The organism is Streptomyces sp. NPDC059900 (assembly GCF_050270335.1).
Taxonomy (GTDB): Bacteria; Actinomycetota; Actinomycetes; order Streptomycetales; family Streptomycetaceae; genus Streptomyces.
On record NZ_JBNNJZ010000190.1, the window covers coordinates 1 to 13,967 of the forward strand.

The 13,967-nt window shown below is 70.0% G+C and carries 10 protein-coding genes and 2 pseudogenes; all 12 read right to left on the reverse strand.

The features are described from left to right. Positions 1–2,191: pseudogene (locus tag ACQKIP_RS23440) on the reverse strand (hypothetical protein); the annotation flags it as partial. Next, positions 2,191–2,553, reverse strand: coding sequence for a GPW/gp25 family protein (locus ACQKIP_RS23445; protein ID WP_365853951.1), 363 nt, complete (start codon positions 2,551–2,553; stop codon positions 2,191–2,193). The pseudogene ACQKIP_RS23440 and the gene ACQKIP_RS23445, both read right to left, overlap by 1 nt. Before the next feature lie 2 nt (positions 2,554–2,555). Further along, the gene (locus ACQKIP_RS23450; RefSeq protein WP_365853949.1) at positions 2,556–2,876 is read right to left on the reverse strand and encodes a hypothetical protein; all 321 of its coding nucleotides are present in this window, start codon (positions 2,874–2,876) and stop codon (positions 2,556–2,558) included. Further along, complete coding sequence (locus tag ACQKIP_RS23455; protein WP_365853948.1) at positions 2,877–3,383, reverse strand: phage baseplate assembly protein V; 507 nt, start codon at positions 3,381–3,383, stop codon at positions 2,877–2,879. Then, positions 3,380–4,477 carry a hypothetical protein gene (locus tag ACQKIP_RS23460; protein ID WP_365853946.1) on the reverse strand — a complete coding sequence of 366 codons (1,098 nt, stop codon included), beginning with the start codon at positions 4,475–4,477 and terminating at the stop codon, positions 3,380–3,382. The genes ACQKIP_RS23455 and ACQKIP_RS23460 overlap by 4 nt, the downstream gene beginning before the upstream one ends. An 8-nt stretch (positions 4,478–4,485) precedes the next feature. Beyond that, entirely contained in the window at positions 4,486–4,788 is a 303-nt protein-coding gene (locus tag ACQKIP_RS23465) for a hypothetical protein (protein WP_365853944.1), read from the reverse strand. 2 nt (positions 4,789–4,790) lie between these two features. Beyond that, positions 4,791–5,396: a hypothetical protein gene (locus ACQKIP_RS23470; RefSeq protein WP_365853942.1), complete on the reverse strand. Its 606-nt coding sequence runs from the start codon at positions 5,394–5,396 to the stop codon at positions 4,791–4,793. Beyond that, positions 5,396–9,061 carry a hypothetical protein gene (locus ACQKIP_RS23475; RefSeq protein WP_365854756.1) on the reverse strand — a complete coding sequence of 1,222 codons (3,666 nt, stop codon included), beginning with the start codon at positions 9,059–9,061 and terminating at the stop codon, positions 5,396–5,398. Before ACQKIP_RS23475 ends, ACQKIP_RS23470 begins: the two co-directional genes overlap by 1 nt. Positions 9,062–9,217: 156 nt before the next feature. Beyond that, positions 9,218–9,523, reverse strand: a pseudogene (locus ACQKIP_RS23480) (eCIS core domain-containing protein); the annotation flags it as partial. Next, complete coding sequence (locus ACQKIP_RS23485; protein ID WP_365853940.1) at positions 9,520–9,801, reverse strand: hypothetical protein; 282 nt, start codon at positions 9,799–9,801, stop codon at positions 9,520–9,522. The pseudogene ACQKIP_RS23480 and the gene ACQKIP_RS23485, both read right to left, overlap by 4 nt. After that, positions 9,792–11,729: an ATP-binding protein gene (locus ACQKIP_RS23490; RefSeq protein ID WP_365853938.1), complete on the reverse strand. Its 1,938-nt coding sequence runs from the start codon at positions 11,727–11,729 to the stop codon at positions 9,792–9,794. The genes ACQKIP_RS23485 and ACQKIP_RS23490 overlap by 10 nt, the downstream gene beginning before the upstream one ends. Next, positions 11,726–13,000 carry a DUF4255 domain-containing protein gene (locus ACQKIP_RS23495; RefSeq protein WP_365853936.1) on the reverse strand — a complete coding sequence of 425 codons (1,275 nt, stop codon included), beginning with the start codon at positions 12,998–13,000 and terminating at the stop codon, positions 11,726–11,728. Before ACQKIP_RS23495 ends, ACQKIP_RS23490 begins: the two co-directional genes overlap by 4 nt. Positions 13,001–13,967 lie beyond the last annotated feature (967 nt).

The following is a 13,967-nucleotide window of genomic DNA, read 5'->3' on the forward strand; positions in this document are numbered from 1 at the left end:
GTACGCAGATCCGCAGGCCGACGTCGAGCGGAACGAAGCGCGGACCGTCGATCTGCAGGTCGTCACCGGCCATCCGGTATTTCTCCAGGAATGCCCGCAGGTCGGCGGCGAAGGCGTCGTCGACCGGTGCCCCGCCCGCGCGGTCCACGGTGAGGAAGACCGTGTACCAGGAGCCCGTGTAGCGCTGTGTCGAGACGGCGCGTTGTACCTGGGGGTGGCGTGCCGCCATCCGCGCGTAGTCCTCGGCGGTCACGGCCCGTTCGGGGAGGAGGAACGCGGCCGGGGCGTCCTGCCGCGTACGGGTGATGCTGTCGGGGGCCGTGCCCCCGTGCGCGGGCAGGGGGTTGGTGACGCCGGTGATCCCGGGGTCGGTGGTCACGACATGGGCGAGGGCGTCGCCGCCGATATTGCCGGCCGGTCCGCTGCCGCGCCGCCAGGTCAGGTCGAACACGGTCCCGGCCCGTGGCCGCAGGCCGTAGCCGTCCGTCCCGAAACGACAGGTGGCCGTGGCGTCGGACGTCACCTCCACGACGAATTCGCGGGCGAACGCGTCACTGCCGAGGAGGTCCCGTACCGGATGCCACGGGCGGCCGTCGCCGTCGTCCAGTCGGACAGCGGGAAGGACATGGCGAGGGTCGCCCGTCATCGCGGACGCGGCCGAAGCCCCCGGGTCGAAGCGGGCGACGGCCCGTGGGTCGCTTCCGGGCAGAGCCCGCCCGAGCGTGCCGACCATCGTCACGTCGGGTTCCGGCACGGGCAGGGTGAATCGGGCGGGCCGTGCACGCGGCTGTGCGGGGGTGCGGCGCGAACCGCCGGCCGCGGGCAGTGCGAGTCGCGGATCGTGGGCGGGCACGATCGCGATGTCCGGCGCTGTGAGGGTGCGCCCGTGGTCGGCGAGCACCACGTTCCCCCATAGCACGCTGATGTCGTGCAGCAGCCGGTCGGCTGTGCGCGCCGACAGGCAGACGGAGAACGGAATGGCGTCCTCGGCGGCCCAGGCGATCTCGGTGATGTCGACCGAAGCGGTCGTGGGGCGGGCGTGGAACTGACCGCCCAGGGGGTCGGTGGTCGCGGCCACCGAGGTGAGCCGTACGGCGTGCCGGTGCGCGGGGTCGGCGTCGGCTGCCTCGCCGGTACGGGGGCCGAGCCGTTCGACGAAGACGACCATGTCCCCGCGGGCGAGCGGCGGATGGCCGAGCACGGTCGCCGATGTCGCTCCGGCCACCAGGCAGCACGCCTCGTCGCCCCACGTGTACAACCGCATCTTGTTGCGGCCTTCGGACACGACTGCGTCGTGCATCGTCTCGAAGACGACCGGGCCCTGGCCCAGTGCCTCCCGGTAGGCAGCCGAGCCGTGTTCCACGGTCGGGCCCAGCCAGGGGACCCGGGTGAGCAGCTGTGTCCCGGCCGGAACACGGACGCCCGACTGCCCCGCGGCCGCCCGGATTGCCACCCACGTGCGCGCGTTGCTGCCGTCGTGCGGGCGGTGCGCGACAAGCCGGGCATGGCGGCGCGCGGAGGTACGCAACCGTGCCGAGGCCAGACTCGCCTCCATGCCGACCGCGTCGAGACGGTAGCTCTGCTGGTCCGCGCTGTAGGCGAGTGCCTCGACGATGACGACGGCGAGGTCGGCGGCGTTGCGTTCGCGCAGCTCGGGCGCGAGCACCGAGAGCCGATCGAGCATGAGCCGGCGGAACCCGGCGTAGTCGCGGGTCAGATAATCGATCTCGGGTGGCTCGGGCGAGGGAGCGGTCTGCCCGCGGTCGTCCTGGCAGCGGCCGCAGTCGAAGTCCGAAGGACAGTCGACCATGAAGGAGAAGACGATCTCGCTGAGCCGTTCGTCCATCCCGGGGAGAACCTGCCCCGAGCGCTTCCGCAGACGCAGGGTGTAGTCGGAGAAGTCACCCGGCCGATCTACCCGTACGGCGAGGACCTCGCCCGTCCACGAGAGGCTGAGCACGCGCACCGCGGTGATGCGCACGCCTCCGGTGACCGTGACACCGTCCGGGGCGAGCGCGGACTTCAGCTCGGCGGACGGAGCACGCAGGAAGTGGACGTCGAGCACGCGCTGCCGGTCGGCCTCGGGGACGTCAGGACCGTCGCGCACCTCCAGGTAGTCGATCCCGTTGGACGCGGTGCCGCGCCGGACGACCTCGCGGCGGCCGTTCTCGTAGCAGTCCAGACACCCCATCACGTCACCGGCCCACGGAACGTCGTCGCCGTACGCTCACCGGTGGCCCGGATCACGTACCTGACCTGCACCTCAAGGGTCGACTCGATGGACTGGACGGTCACGGCCTCCAGCTGGATCACCTCGCCGAGCCACCGGTGGAGCGCACCCTCGACCTGGGCCCGTCCGGCTGCCGCCAGCGCGTCGTCATGGGGCTCGAACACCAGGCTGAGCAGCCCGGATCCGAAGTCCGGCCGGTTGACGCGCTCGCCCGGCGCGGTGGCGAGCACCTGCTCGACCAGGTCGCGCACATGATCGGTGACGCCACTCGTGGCGGTGCGGCCGTCGCCGCCGACGCCGAAGGGATGAGCGAGGTAAACCATCGTCACACCCCTTTCACCCGGGCCTGGGTGACGCTGACCGTGACCGGAGTCCCGTTCGGCGCACAGGTCGCCTGGCTGTCCTGCAGCAGCACCGGAGCGCCCATCGACTTCACCCGGACCGCGCCGACGGTCCACTGCGCGACCACGCACGGCATCGGGGAGCCTCCGGCGTTGAAGGGGCAGCCGGACACACTGTGGGGGGCGCTCGTCGTCGTGATCGGGTTGCCGCCGACCTGTACGCGCGGGCTCGGCATGGTGGCCGATGCCTGGCCGCCGTGCGTGCACAACACCGACGCCGAGGTGTCGAGGAGGCTTCCAGGCATTCAGGTCACCTCCAGAGCACCGTCGTTGACCGACACCTTGGGGCCCTTGAGGCTGATCTTCGCACCGGCGCCGCTGTCGATCTCGATCCCGGTCGACGACAGGACGATCTTCTGGCCGGTCGACGTCTGCAAGGTGATGCCGCCCGTGCCCGGGGTGTCGTCCAGCAACAGACTCGTGCCGTTCGACGTGAGCAGCAGCACCTTGCCCGACTGCGGCGGGGTAAGCACCGGGCTCGGCACCTCGGCCGTGGACCCCCAGCACGCGCCCGTCCAGATGGGGTGGTCGGGGTCACCGTGCTCGAACTCGATCCACACCCCCGCCCCCGTGTCGGGGAGGCCGAAGAACCCCATCCCGTTACCGGCGAACGGCACGCACGGCAGGGCCCAGCTTTCCCCGCTGCCCCACACCTCAGGTACCCGCGCCATGATCCGCCCTTGCATCAGCGGGTCGTCGGTGTCGGTCACGACCCCCCGATACTTCCCGTAGAAAGCCTTCTCGTCGCTCATGTCGGCACCACCGGGGTCGTCGTTCCCAGGCCTTCGCGGCTGAGCCTGAAGCCCTGGGTGTACTCGCCGGGCGAGAGCTTGTGGGTCACTGAGTCGACCGTGTAGAGGCCGTCGAGGGACCGGCCGCAGCCGCGGACGCCGACCAGGCGTCGTGGGCGCAGCACGTGTCCGTAGGCCGCGGTGTCGAGTTCGCCGTCGCCCGACACGGCGTTCGGGGGGTTGGTGGCCGCCGCGCGGAGTTCCGTGGCTGCGGTCGTCGGGCCCTTGTTCGCGGTCGTTCGCAGGGTCGAGGTCCGCAGGGCAGGGGCGGGGGACGAGGCCAACGGCGGGATCTTCAGTGAGGGCAGGGACGGGATCGGGATGCTCAGCTTGAAGACCGGATCGATGAACACACCCTGGGGCGCTACCGGTTCGAGGGCGTCGAAGGAGAACGAGAGGGACTTGACGTTCGACATCGTCCCCATGTCCTTGGTCAGAGCGGGCTGCGGCAGCCCGAGCCGGTTCTCGGGGCCCCAGTAGGCGCTGTTGACCCCCAGCGTCAGCGGTTCGATGTAAAAGACGAAACCGTTGCGTTCGGCGAGGCGCTCCAGGAAGGCGATGTCCGTCTCGTGCTGGCGCGGGACGCGTTCCACGGCGAGCGGCACGTCGGTGGTCGGTGTGACGGCCGGGAGAAGGCCGAACTGCGGATATCCCGAGATGATTCGCATCGCGATCACCGAGTCCGGCTGGTTCTCGAACCCCGCGTCCTTCTCCTCCAGATTCATCGCGCCGCCTGCGATGTCCTGCCCGGTGATCGTGAGAGTGCCGCCGGAGACCTGCTGGTGCATGATGACCCCGTCGAGCAGTACCTCCGGAACGATCCCCATGAGTACCCCGACGATGATCCTGTGTCCCGGCGTGAACAGCGGCTCCCGCAGCAAAGGGAAGTCGAGCGTCTGGTCCTTGACCAGCGAGAACACCAACTGCAGCCCGTTGCCCTTGTCGCGGTCCGCGGTGACTTCCACCGAGGCGAGAGCCTCGAGTACGGAAGGGGGAGCGGGCAGTGGGACGATCTTCCCCAGCCAGAGGATCAGGCGTATGCCGAGGTCGTCCATCTCTCGCCTCACCCCCTCGCCATCGCGATCCGCACGACCCTGCCGACCGCCTCGAGTTCGGCGGGATCGAGTACGGCGTTGGCGTCGCAGATCATCCAGTACAGCGTCGGGTCGCCCGCGTAGCGGGCCGTGAGCACATCGAGTCGTTCGCCCGCACTCACCCGATGCACGGCCAGGGTCGGCTGCTCCTCGTACGAGGGGATCACCCGGCGGCGTGTGTAGGCGATCGTGCGCCGAGTGCCGTCGGCATCCCGTACGACGAGGTGCGCGGTCTCCAGGCCGTGGTAGCGGCTGTCGGGTTCGTACGCCATGGTCAACCTCCCAGTCCTGCGAGCACCTCGCGCCCCACGTGCGCAGCCATCGAGAGGGCGCCCGCAGCGCTGGCCAGCCCCACGTCGCCATACGTGGTGACCTTCAGCCCGAGGTCGACCTTCGCCCGGATCGGGTTGAGGTACAGGTCGAACGCCTCCTCGGTGAGGGAGAACTCCGCCACCCGTACCGGGAGGATGCGGCGCGCGCCCCAGATGAGAAGGGTGAGCGGCGCTTGGCTCGGGAGGATCTCGATGACCCCGGCCTGTGCCAGCGCCTCGTTGGCGATGACGGCCGCAGACGCCGGATAAAGCAGCAGTTCGAGCCGTGCCAGCGCAGGTGCTATCCCTACGGACTTGGTCAGCGGATCGCCGCGTTCCAGCTGATCGGTCGCGTCGATCTCGACACTCAGCTTGATCGTCTCGTCCGGTGGCCCCGCCAACCGCAACGGCCCCGCACCACTCTCCCCACCGGTCGTACGGGCCGCGAGCGTGCGGGTCAGTGTCTCCGGGTTGTACTGGAACACCACGACGCTCGACCCCGGCCGCAACCTGTCGGCCGAGACCAGCGCCCCCTTGAAGACCGGCGGCGCCATCGGACTCGACGTCATCACCCCTCCTTTCCGGCGGTGCCTGCTTTGGCCTTGGCGGTGACCGCGAGCCTGTGCGCGGCCTCAGCGACACCGAGCTCCGCGGTCGTCAACGGCGCTCCTGCCTTCGCGTTGAGCAAGTGGAGATCCCAGCCGGCGCCGACGAGCTTGGTGAGGTCGGCCATGGTCGTCGCGTCGTCAGTGGGATCTGTCCTGCTCAGCCATTCCTTGATGAACGGATTGACCGCCCTGCCGAGCCTCTCGGCCATGAACTTCAGCTTTGTCCGCTCCGTCTTGAGCCTTTCCGGCGGAACAGGTATCGACGGCGTGTAGTCGCCGCTCGGCGCGAGAATGAAACGAACACGGGACTTGATCCTGCCTTCGACCGCGTTCAGATCTCCGACGAGCAACGACGAGCAGAGGCGGCAGGGGGCCCGGTTGATGGCGATCGCGATTTCCGGCCTGGCGTTCGGGTCTGTCTCGATCTGTTCCTTGGCGAGGTCAAGTACCGGCCGCCAGTAGGCGTTGAGCAGGTTCACCTCGGCGTGCCTGCCGTCCTTGCTCAGTCTGATCTCGCCGTGGCGTTTGCCGTTGAAGGCGATCGCCGCGTGTGTTTCGTTGCGCGGGTGGATCGCGAAGAGCTGACGGATCTCGTCGTCGCCTGTACCGAAGATCTGTGCCCAGTCGATCTTCCTGCGCTCCGGCTCGCTGGCGGTGGCGGTGAGCTGACCGGCCAGGGTCTTCTCGTCGGTGACGTGAAAGCGCAGCGAGGTCAGCCCGTGCGGCCGGAACGCGGTGTAGACGGTCGTGATGATCGCGGCGACCCGCTCGGCGTCGGACAGCGATGCACTCTTCAGTCTGCGCTCGGCCTCGGCCAACGCGTCCCGCTTGACGGTCGGGCTCTTCGGCCCCTTCGCGGCGGGTTGCTCGGCGCCGCCCCGGTCGCCGCGGAAGACAGCCGCGACACGTTGAATGACGGCGTCGATGCCGCGATCGACCATCGCACGGATCTTTTCGATGATCTCGCGGACCTTGTCGCCGACATTGCCGAGGCCGAGGAGGCGGGCGAGGAGATCGATGGCGATGGGGAGGAGCCGGGCCAGCACGCCTTCCACGGCGGTGACGGCTGTGTCGAGAGCGCCGCGGGCGATGTCCCCGATGGTGTTGACCACGGCCACGACCACCTCGCCGATACGACGGAGCTGGTCGCGCAGGAACGTATAGAGGTTCCACAGGGTGATGACGAGCTGCACGATCGCACCGACCGGCGAGAACAGCGAGGCCAGTTTGGTGATCGCCGCCATCACGACACGTTGGACGAGGAATTCCTTGATGGCGTTGAAGACGGTGTCCCGGACGGTCGCCACCGAATCCATGATCTTGGCCCAGAGAGCGGGCCACCCCTCGGTGACGAGGGTCTTGATGAAGTCGTAGACGATTTCGAGGCGTTGTACGTTCTTCTCGCCGACGAGTTTGGCGGCCTTGGCGCGCAGCGCGTCCCAGGTGAGGCCGAGGACCTGCCGGGCCAGGTCGAGGACGCCCATCAGGTCGAACGTCTGCGGCGGCGTGATCCCGGCACCGCCGAGCGCACCGGTGAGCCAGCCGACGATGCCCGCCTGGAGGTGCGTGCCGATGTTGCCGGCGAACCGCCGCACGCCGCCGATCACCGCGTCGACGACATGACCGAGGAAGGCGCGGGGGGAGGCGATGATGATCTGCCAGGTCTCCTGCGCCCGGCCGACGAACGCGTAGAACGTCTCCGGCGCCACCCCGACGATTGCCAGCAGGGCCTCGAGCACCTTGCGCGCCAGTGCCCCCCAGTCTCCGCTGATCGCCGCACCGACGACGCTGAGCGCCAGGGTGATCGAGCCCTGACAGGCGTTGATCGCTGCCACGAGCGCGGCACGCAGTTTCTCCGCCAGCGCGGTGATACCGGCCTTGAGCCTGTCGGCGAGAGTGTTCACCGTGCGTGTCACGAGGGCCGCCGCCGCGTCGATGCGTCGGGTCAACGCCTTTGCTAATTCGGGGAAGACCCGCCCCAGCAGCCCCTCCACCCCGGCCTTGAGCAGCGTGGCGAAGGCGGCGATGGCACCCTTCAGGAACGCCGCCGCCGCGTCGATGAGTGCGAGCACCGCCGCCTTCACGGCGTTGAGGACGGCGTTCACCGCCCTCCTCACTTCATCGAAGATCACGCCGATCACGGTCGCGAGCGCGTCAAAGGCGGCCTTGACGAAGCTGACGGCCTGGTCCCACCAACTCTCCTCGTCGGCCGCTTGCTCGGCCCGGGCCTTCTCCTCGGTAGCCCTCCGCTCGCCCTCGGCCACCTTCATGTCGATCTGCGTCTGCGCGTCCGCGTAGGAGGCGTCGATCTTTCGCTGGTCCTCGGCGACCCGTATTTGTATCTGGTCCTCGGCGGCGTTCCGCTGGACCCGGGCGTCGGCCGCCACTCGGTCGACCTCGCCCTGCTGCTTGTCCAGCGTGTCCTGGCGGGCGGCCTGGATGTCGCTCCGGGCCGTCGTCACGGCCGCGGTCTGCTGCGTGTTCGCCGCCTCATTGAGCTGCGCGGCGCCCGCTTCCGCGTCGGACACGGCCGTCTGCCTGGCCTCGTCTCGCACCTTGGCCGCCTGCTCCGCCTGCTCGGCGACTCCGACGGTCGACTGCTGCATCGCCGCTTGCTGCTGCAAGTCGAACGAGGCTTGCACTTCTGGCGGCAGTCCCATGGACAGGTACGCCTCCGGGCCGTCCGCCGTGGATGCCTGTGCCGCGCTCACCAGGGGGGTGGCCACCGGTTGCACCGCCAGCTCGCCGACTGGGCACGCCTCGTCGAGCGGCGTCGGTTGGGCGCGCTCCGGCCCGGGGCCCGCCACGACGGCGTGGGCCGCCTCTTCGCGGGCGGTGGCCGCCTCGTCCTGTGCCGTCGCCTGCGCCGCAGCGATCAGCGCCGGATCGTTCGCCCCGGTGAGCGGCAGTGATGGCACGGGACCCGGTGAACGCGGCAGCGCCGGATCGCTGGTCGGTGTGGCGCTCAAGGATGCTTCGACCTGGGAGGCCACCGCTGCGGGTCCGGCGGTTCCCAGGCGGTTGAACGCGGCCGACACGTCCTGCGGCGGTCGATAGGCGTCCATCGGTGGCGGAGTCTGGACCCGGGGTTGCGGTGTGGGCACGGCCGGGACCGGAGCGACATCGACCGGCCGGGCCGCCGGCACCTCGACCACCCTGGGCCCCTCGGGCGCCGGCGCCCCGCTCAGCCAGGCGTGCAGGTCGGGTACTTCGGACTGCACCGACTGTGCTTCGTCATCGGCGAGCTTCGCGACCTGGTCGGTCAGCGTGGTCGACAGCCGGGCTTTCACGGTGGGGGGTGCGGTGGAGAACGTCCGCAGCAACTGCCCGGCCGAAGTGGTCTCGGCCCGCGCGCCCGCGACGGCAGCTCGGTCCCCGCTCGGCGGCGTTATTGTCTGCGCCTCCTGTGGGATGACTGTCGGCGTGAGCGACGATCGGCCCGGAACCGTCCGAGGGGCGGCGGGGGTGACCGTGTCCGGCGCACTCAGGGGTGACGCGGCAGTGCCGGCGGGCTTCGGCGGCGGCTGCTCTGTTTCGGCTTCCGTTTTCGGCGGTACCGAGGGCACAGCGGTCGCAGGAATCGGGACTGCCTCGTTGCCCGACGGTGCCCTGCGCAGCAGTGCCACCGCATGCCGGGGCAGCCCTTCGTCGACCGAGACCGACTCCGAAGCGCCGTGCGGCGAGGCCACCGCTTCGGCGATCCGCACGGCCTCCCGTTCGGCGCGCGAGTCCGCCGCTTCCACCACGGTGGGAGCGCGGCCGACCACCGGCGACTGCAGGGCGTGGACGACCTCGTGCGCGACTACTTGAAGCGCCGAGGTGGGTCGGGCGAGGAAGACGCGTCCGTCCTGCGCCGCCGCGAGCGCGTCGTAGACATCGAGTGCCGCGGACACCTGCGGGCCGCTGTAGACGGGAATCGTGTCCAGTGGCCGGGCGAAGCGCTCTTCGAGCCTTGTGCGGTGGGGCAGCGGAACCCGCTCGGAAGCGGGCGTGGGCAGCACGGGTGCGACGGCCCGGGCGCGTGCTGTGACCGTGCGGCGGGCCTGCGGTGCGCCTCGGCGGCTTGGATGATCGATGGCGGTCCTCATCGCGCGCGACCGCCTCCCGAGATCGCGTCATAGATCCGGGCGGCCAGGACGCGCGAGAGCCCCTCGTCGTCGCGGCCGTCCCAGACGAGATCGATGACGACATTGCGACGGTCGCGTGCCATCGAGGGCAAGCCGTCCGGCAACCCCTTCTCCTCGACGAGAGTGGAGAAGTGACGCTCGATGCCCCTGCGAAGGGTGGCGCTGTCGCGGCGCCCAAAGCCTTCGACCGTAACGCGGTCGATCGTCAGCTCGACAGCCGACAGAGACGTCAGGTCCATCCGCGCACCTGCGCTTCCGGCAGCGGGCGGTCGAGTTTGGCGAACTCGGCGCGGGCGGCACGCAGGCAGTGGGCCATCTTGACGGATGTGCCCTCGGCAGCGGCGTAGAAGGTGGCGTTGAGAGCCATCGTGCGGATGTTGCCGCCGGCGACGTTGAGTTGCCCGAGACGGTCGAAGTCCAGGCCGTCCGCGGGGACGGACGCCGGGAAGATCCGGCGCCAGATCCGGGCGCGGGCGGATTCGTCCGGGAAAGGGAAGGGGACGACGAAGCGCAGTCGGCGCAGGAACGCGGGGTCCAGGGCTTCGCGCTGGTTCGTGGTCAGGATGGCCAGGCCGTCATAGGACTCCATGCGTTGCAGCAGGTAGCTGACCTCGAGGTTGGCGTAGCGATCATGACTGTCGCGCACCTCGCTGCGTCGACCGAAGAGGGCGTCGGCCTCGTCGAACAGAAGGATCGCCCCGGCGCCCTCGGCCTCGTCGAAGACACTGCCGAGATTCTTCTCCGTCTCGCCGATGTACTTGCTGACGACCCGGCTGAGGTCGATGCGGTAGAGATCGAGGCCGAGCTCGGCGGCGATGACTTCGGCCGTCATCGTCTTGCCCGTCCCGCTCGGGCCGGTGAACAGGGCCGAGATCCCGGCGCCACGGCCGCCGCCCGCGTCGAAGCCCCAATCACCGTGCACTTTCGCCCGGACCCGTACCTGTGCCGCGAGGTCGCGGACAAGGGTCAACTGCGTGTCCGGCAACACCAGCAGGTCCCAGCTCGCTCCTGGCTGTACCCGGTTGGTCAGGTGGTCGAGCCGGGGCCGGGCCCGTTCGCGGACGAGCTGCCAGAAACGCGAGCTGTCCCGCTCCGGCTGGACGGCGAACTCGGCGGCGGTGGCACGAATGGCGGACGGGTCGAGATCGAAGAGCTCGGCCGCACGTGCTACGTGGCCGTCCAGGGCCGCCCCGGCCCGGCCCAGGACTTCCGACCAGGTACGCAGCCGTTCCTGCGCGGTCGCGTCCGGTATCGCGAGCCTCATATCGCCGCGGACGGTCGCCAGAGGGGACCGCGCCAGGACGACCAGAGGTCCTGACAGCTCGTCAACCAGCCGGCCGGCGGTCCGCCCCGGTGCACCGGCCGCGTCGATGCCGTGAGCAGCGATGACGACGAGCACGCCGGCGAGCGCGGCCTCCCGCTCGAGCCTGCGGGCGAGCATGGCCCGCTCCGCGCCGTCACCGGGCACGTCGGTGGCGTCGAGCACGGCCGCGGTCAGCCCCAGGCCGCGTGCTGCTGCGGCGGCGACGGCGGACGCCGTGTCCCCTGAGCGGCCGAGGAGTTGGACGACCGGCGGTACGCCGCCGGATGCTGCCCCCACCAGGGCCGCGGCCGCCTGCTCCGCGACCTCGGTCTGTCCGGCCGTGAGGTCAGGTCCGGCCGTCGGAGTGCGCAGCCCGGTCGCCTCGTCCAGGTAGCGCACCCCGACCTGTGCGTGCAGGACGCGTTCGGCGAGCACGACGGGCCGGGTCGTCAGCTGCTGTCCGGGCCCTGCACCCAGTTCGACCAGTTCCCAGCGGCGGAGCGGAGCTTGGGGGGTCAGCGCGCTCCAATGCGGGTCCGGCAGGACAGCCAGCGCGAGTCCGAAGGTCACAGCGCCGCCCTGTGCACCGTCACTCGACTGTGTCAGCGCATGCCGTACGTCGGAGTCGAGTTCGAGGGCCGTGCACATCATCACCACGTCACTCTCGAAGCCGCTCAGCCCGAACGCCGCGCGCAACGTCGCCATGGCCGAAGGCCGGGCCATCTCGCCCGTGACATCGGACAGTTCGGCATCGATCGCGGTGACATCGGCGTCCGGACCGTCGGCCAGCAGTCTTGCCACGCGTCGCACGAGCAGCGCGGTGCAGCGCTGGTTCTGGGCGGTCCACAGAGATGCAGGGGTCATGGCACACTCACCCGGGGTTCCGCGTACGTACCGGAGGCGGCCGTGTCGAGTGGACTCTGCGCGCCGTCAACGACCACGCGGACGACGTAGTCGCCGGCGGGCAGTCCGCTGAACGCGATGGCGAGGTCATGGGTCTCGGCGGGGGTGCCAGGAGCCTTTCGGCGGTCGTCGAAGAACGCGAAGCCGTGTTCGCCACCGATCGGGTCCAACAGGACGGACACCTCTTGCCCGGCCTTTACCGCCGGGTCCACGGTTGCCTTGAGCGTTCCGCTGTGGCCCCCGGTCGGTCCGGTGCCGAGACCGGTGACCGAGACCTGATACGTGTCGGCCGTCCGGCGGATCCGAGGGCGTACGACGATGGGAACGACATTCGACTGGCCGGCCGGTCGAAGTGTGCGGGGTGCGCCGGCGAGCCGCCGGTGCTCCACCATGACGGGTACGGCCCCCGCGGCAATCGAGGAGGGAACGGTGGCCTCAAGCCGTAGCGGTGTCGCGGTCGACGACGCCACCTCGGACTCACCGAAGCGGACTACGGTCACCTCGTCGCCGGTCAGGTCGGTGCCGGCGAGGGTCACGGCACTCCCGGCGAAGATCGGAGCGGCGGCATCCGGCGATGCGTTCACCTGGCGCAAGACCGGCCTGCGCACGGTCGACAGAGCCAGATGCCGCTCCCGTACCGGCAAGGGGGTCACCGGGGTCGACGGCGGTGTGATCAGCACGGTTTCGGCCCGATAGGCCACGGACAGCCGGTAGTCCACCTGAAAGAACGACGACCACAGGCTCGAAAGTTCGTCGAGGCTGAGGTCGAGGGGCGTGATCCGTACCAGATCGGGCTGGGACGCCAGATCGACCTGCGCGAGTGGATGGTTCACGTCTTGCGACACCGAGGCGGCGACCATCTGCTCGATTTCGGCGCGCGTCAGCAATGGATGGAAGTACAGCACGCCCGCGGCACTGCCGAGCATGCGCTGCGGCTCGTACTCGGCCTCGTCCCCGATGAACGTCAGGAGGTAGTACAGAGTGAGCGCGGCCTGCGGTCGTCGTCGCAGCTCGCCGTCGGTGGTACGCGTCGGCAGGTCTTCGTTGCGCCATGTCGCGTTGGGCTCGACCCGGTAGAGGAACACCAACACCCGGGGTGGTGAATCCGTGGCGGAGGCCGCGTCCGGTCGTCCCCCCAGTGCGTTGGCTCCGGGCAGGTCGCGGCTCACCACTTCGTCCAGCAACTGGACGATGGTGGCTGTCACGCCCGCGAGCGCCAGGTGATTGCCCATCACCGACGCCGTGTTCGTTCGAGATAGGTGTCCAGGGTCGATCGTGCGACCTCGGGGGTGGGCGGCGGTGCCGGGACGGGAGGCGGCGCGGGTTGATCGGCACGTACTTCCAGGTGACCGATACGCACGCGTACGACGACCGGGCCGGCGGGCGCCCACTCCGGAGCGATGGAGGCTGACGACTGTCGCGGGGGACCTTCCGCAAGCCGGTTCAGCAAAGGCCGCGGGGATGGTCCTACGTGGGTCGTTGGTGCTGGTGCTGGTGTCGCCGTCGTTGTCGGGCTAGGCGCTGGCGATGACGTTTGCTGCGGCGCCGCAATCCGGCTCGGTGTCGCTGTCGGCAGCGGGGCTGCGGGCAGAGAGGGTGACGGGGTTCGAGGCGGGGAGGAGGGCGCCCGGCCGGGTGCCGTTGGCGCTGATGGGGGCGGTACGGACGCGTCGGCCGCAGGCCGCGGCCCGCAGGCCGCGGCCCCGGGAGCGTCCGATGGTGGACGGACAGTCGCAGGGACCGGCGGCCGTTGGCTGGAGGAGGGTGGCACGGACTCGACCGCATCCGGTGGCCATTCGGCATGGGGCGCGGGCGAGGAGTCGAGTCGTGTGTCCGGCCATGGGACCGGTCGGGCATGCGGCGCTCGATGGGCCGTCGGTTTCGCTCGGGTTCGCGGAGCCGGGGGGTGCGCCCCGGCCTCTGTGCCCTCGGTGATTCGGGGTTCGCTCCGTACGCCCCGTGGCTGCGGTGCGGGGGCCGACTCGGCACGTTCATGACGGTTGCGCCTTGGAGGTGTGAGGGATGGGGCCGTGCCATGGGCCCGCGCGAGCAGGCGTTCGAAGAAGTCAGTCATTCAGCACCAGCCCGACGTAGGCCGCTCGGCGGGAGGCGGGGAGTGCGACGACCTCGTCCTCATGCCATCCGTACGCGCGGGCGAGTACGTGCACGTCCCACATCAGGGCCTGTCTCTTATACACA

Bases quoted from the DNA above. Each gene is read 5' to 3' on its own strand.
- ACQKIP_RS23445 (WP_365853951.1), bottom strand. From the start codon at position 2,553: ATGGTTTACCTCGCTCATCCCTTCGGCGTCGGCGGCGACGGCCGCACC.
- ACQKIP_RS23450 (WP_365853949.1), bottom strand. From the start codon at position 2,876: ATGCCTGGAAGCCTCCTCGACACCTCGGCGTCGGTGTTGTGCACGCAC.
- ACQKIP_RS23455 (WP_365853948.1), bottom strand. From the start codon at position 3,383: ATGAGCGACGAGAAGGCTTTCTACGGGAAGTATCGGGGGGTCGTGACC.
- ACQKIP_RS23460 (WP_365853946.1), bottom strand. From the start codon at position 4,477: ATGGACGACCTCGGCATACGCCTGATCCTCTGGCTGGGGAAGATCGTC.
- ACQKIP_RS23465 (WP_365853944.1), bottom strand. From the start codon at position 4,788: ATGGCGTACGAACCCGACAGCCGCTACCACGGCCTGGAGACCGCGCAC.
- ACQKIP_RS23470 (WP_365853942.1), bottom strand. From the start codon at position 5,396: ATGACGTCGAGTCCGATGGCGCCGCCGGTCTTCAAGGGGGCGCTGGTC.
- ACQKIP_RS23485 (WP_365853940.1), bottom strand. From the start codon at position 9,801: ATGGACCTGACGTCTCTGTCGGCTGTCGAGCTGACGATCGACCGCGTT.
- ACQKIP_RS23490 (WP_365853938.1), bottom strand. From the start codon at position 11,729: ATGACCCCTGCATCTCTGTGGACCGCCCAGAACCAGCGCTGCACCGCG.
- ACQKIP_RS23495 (WP_365853936.1), bottom strand. From the start codon at position 13,000: ATGGGCAATCACCTGGCGCTCGCGGGCGTGACAGCCACCATCGTCCAG.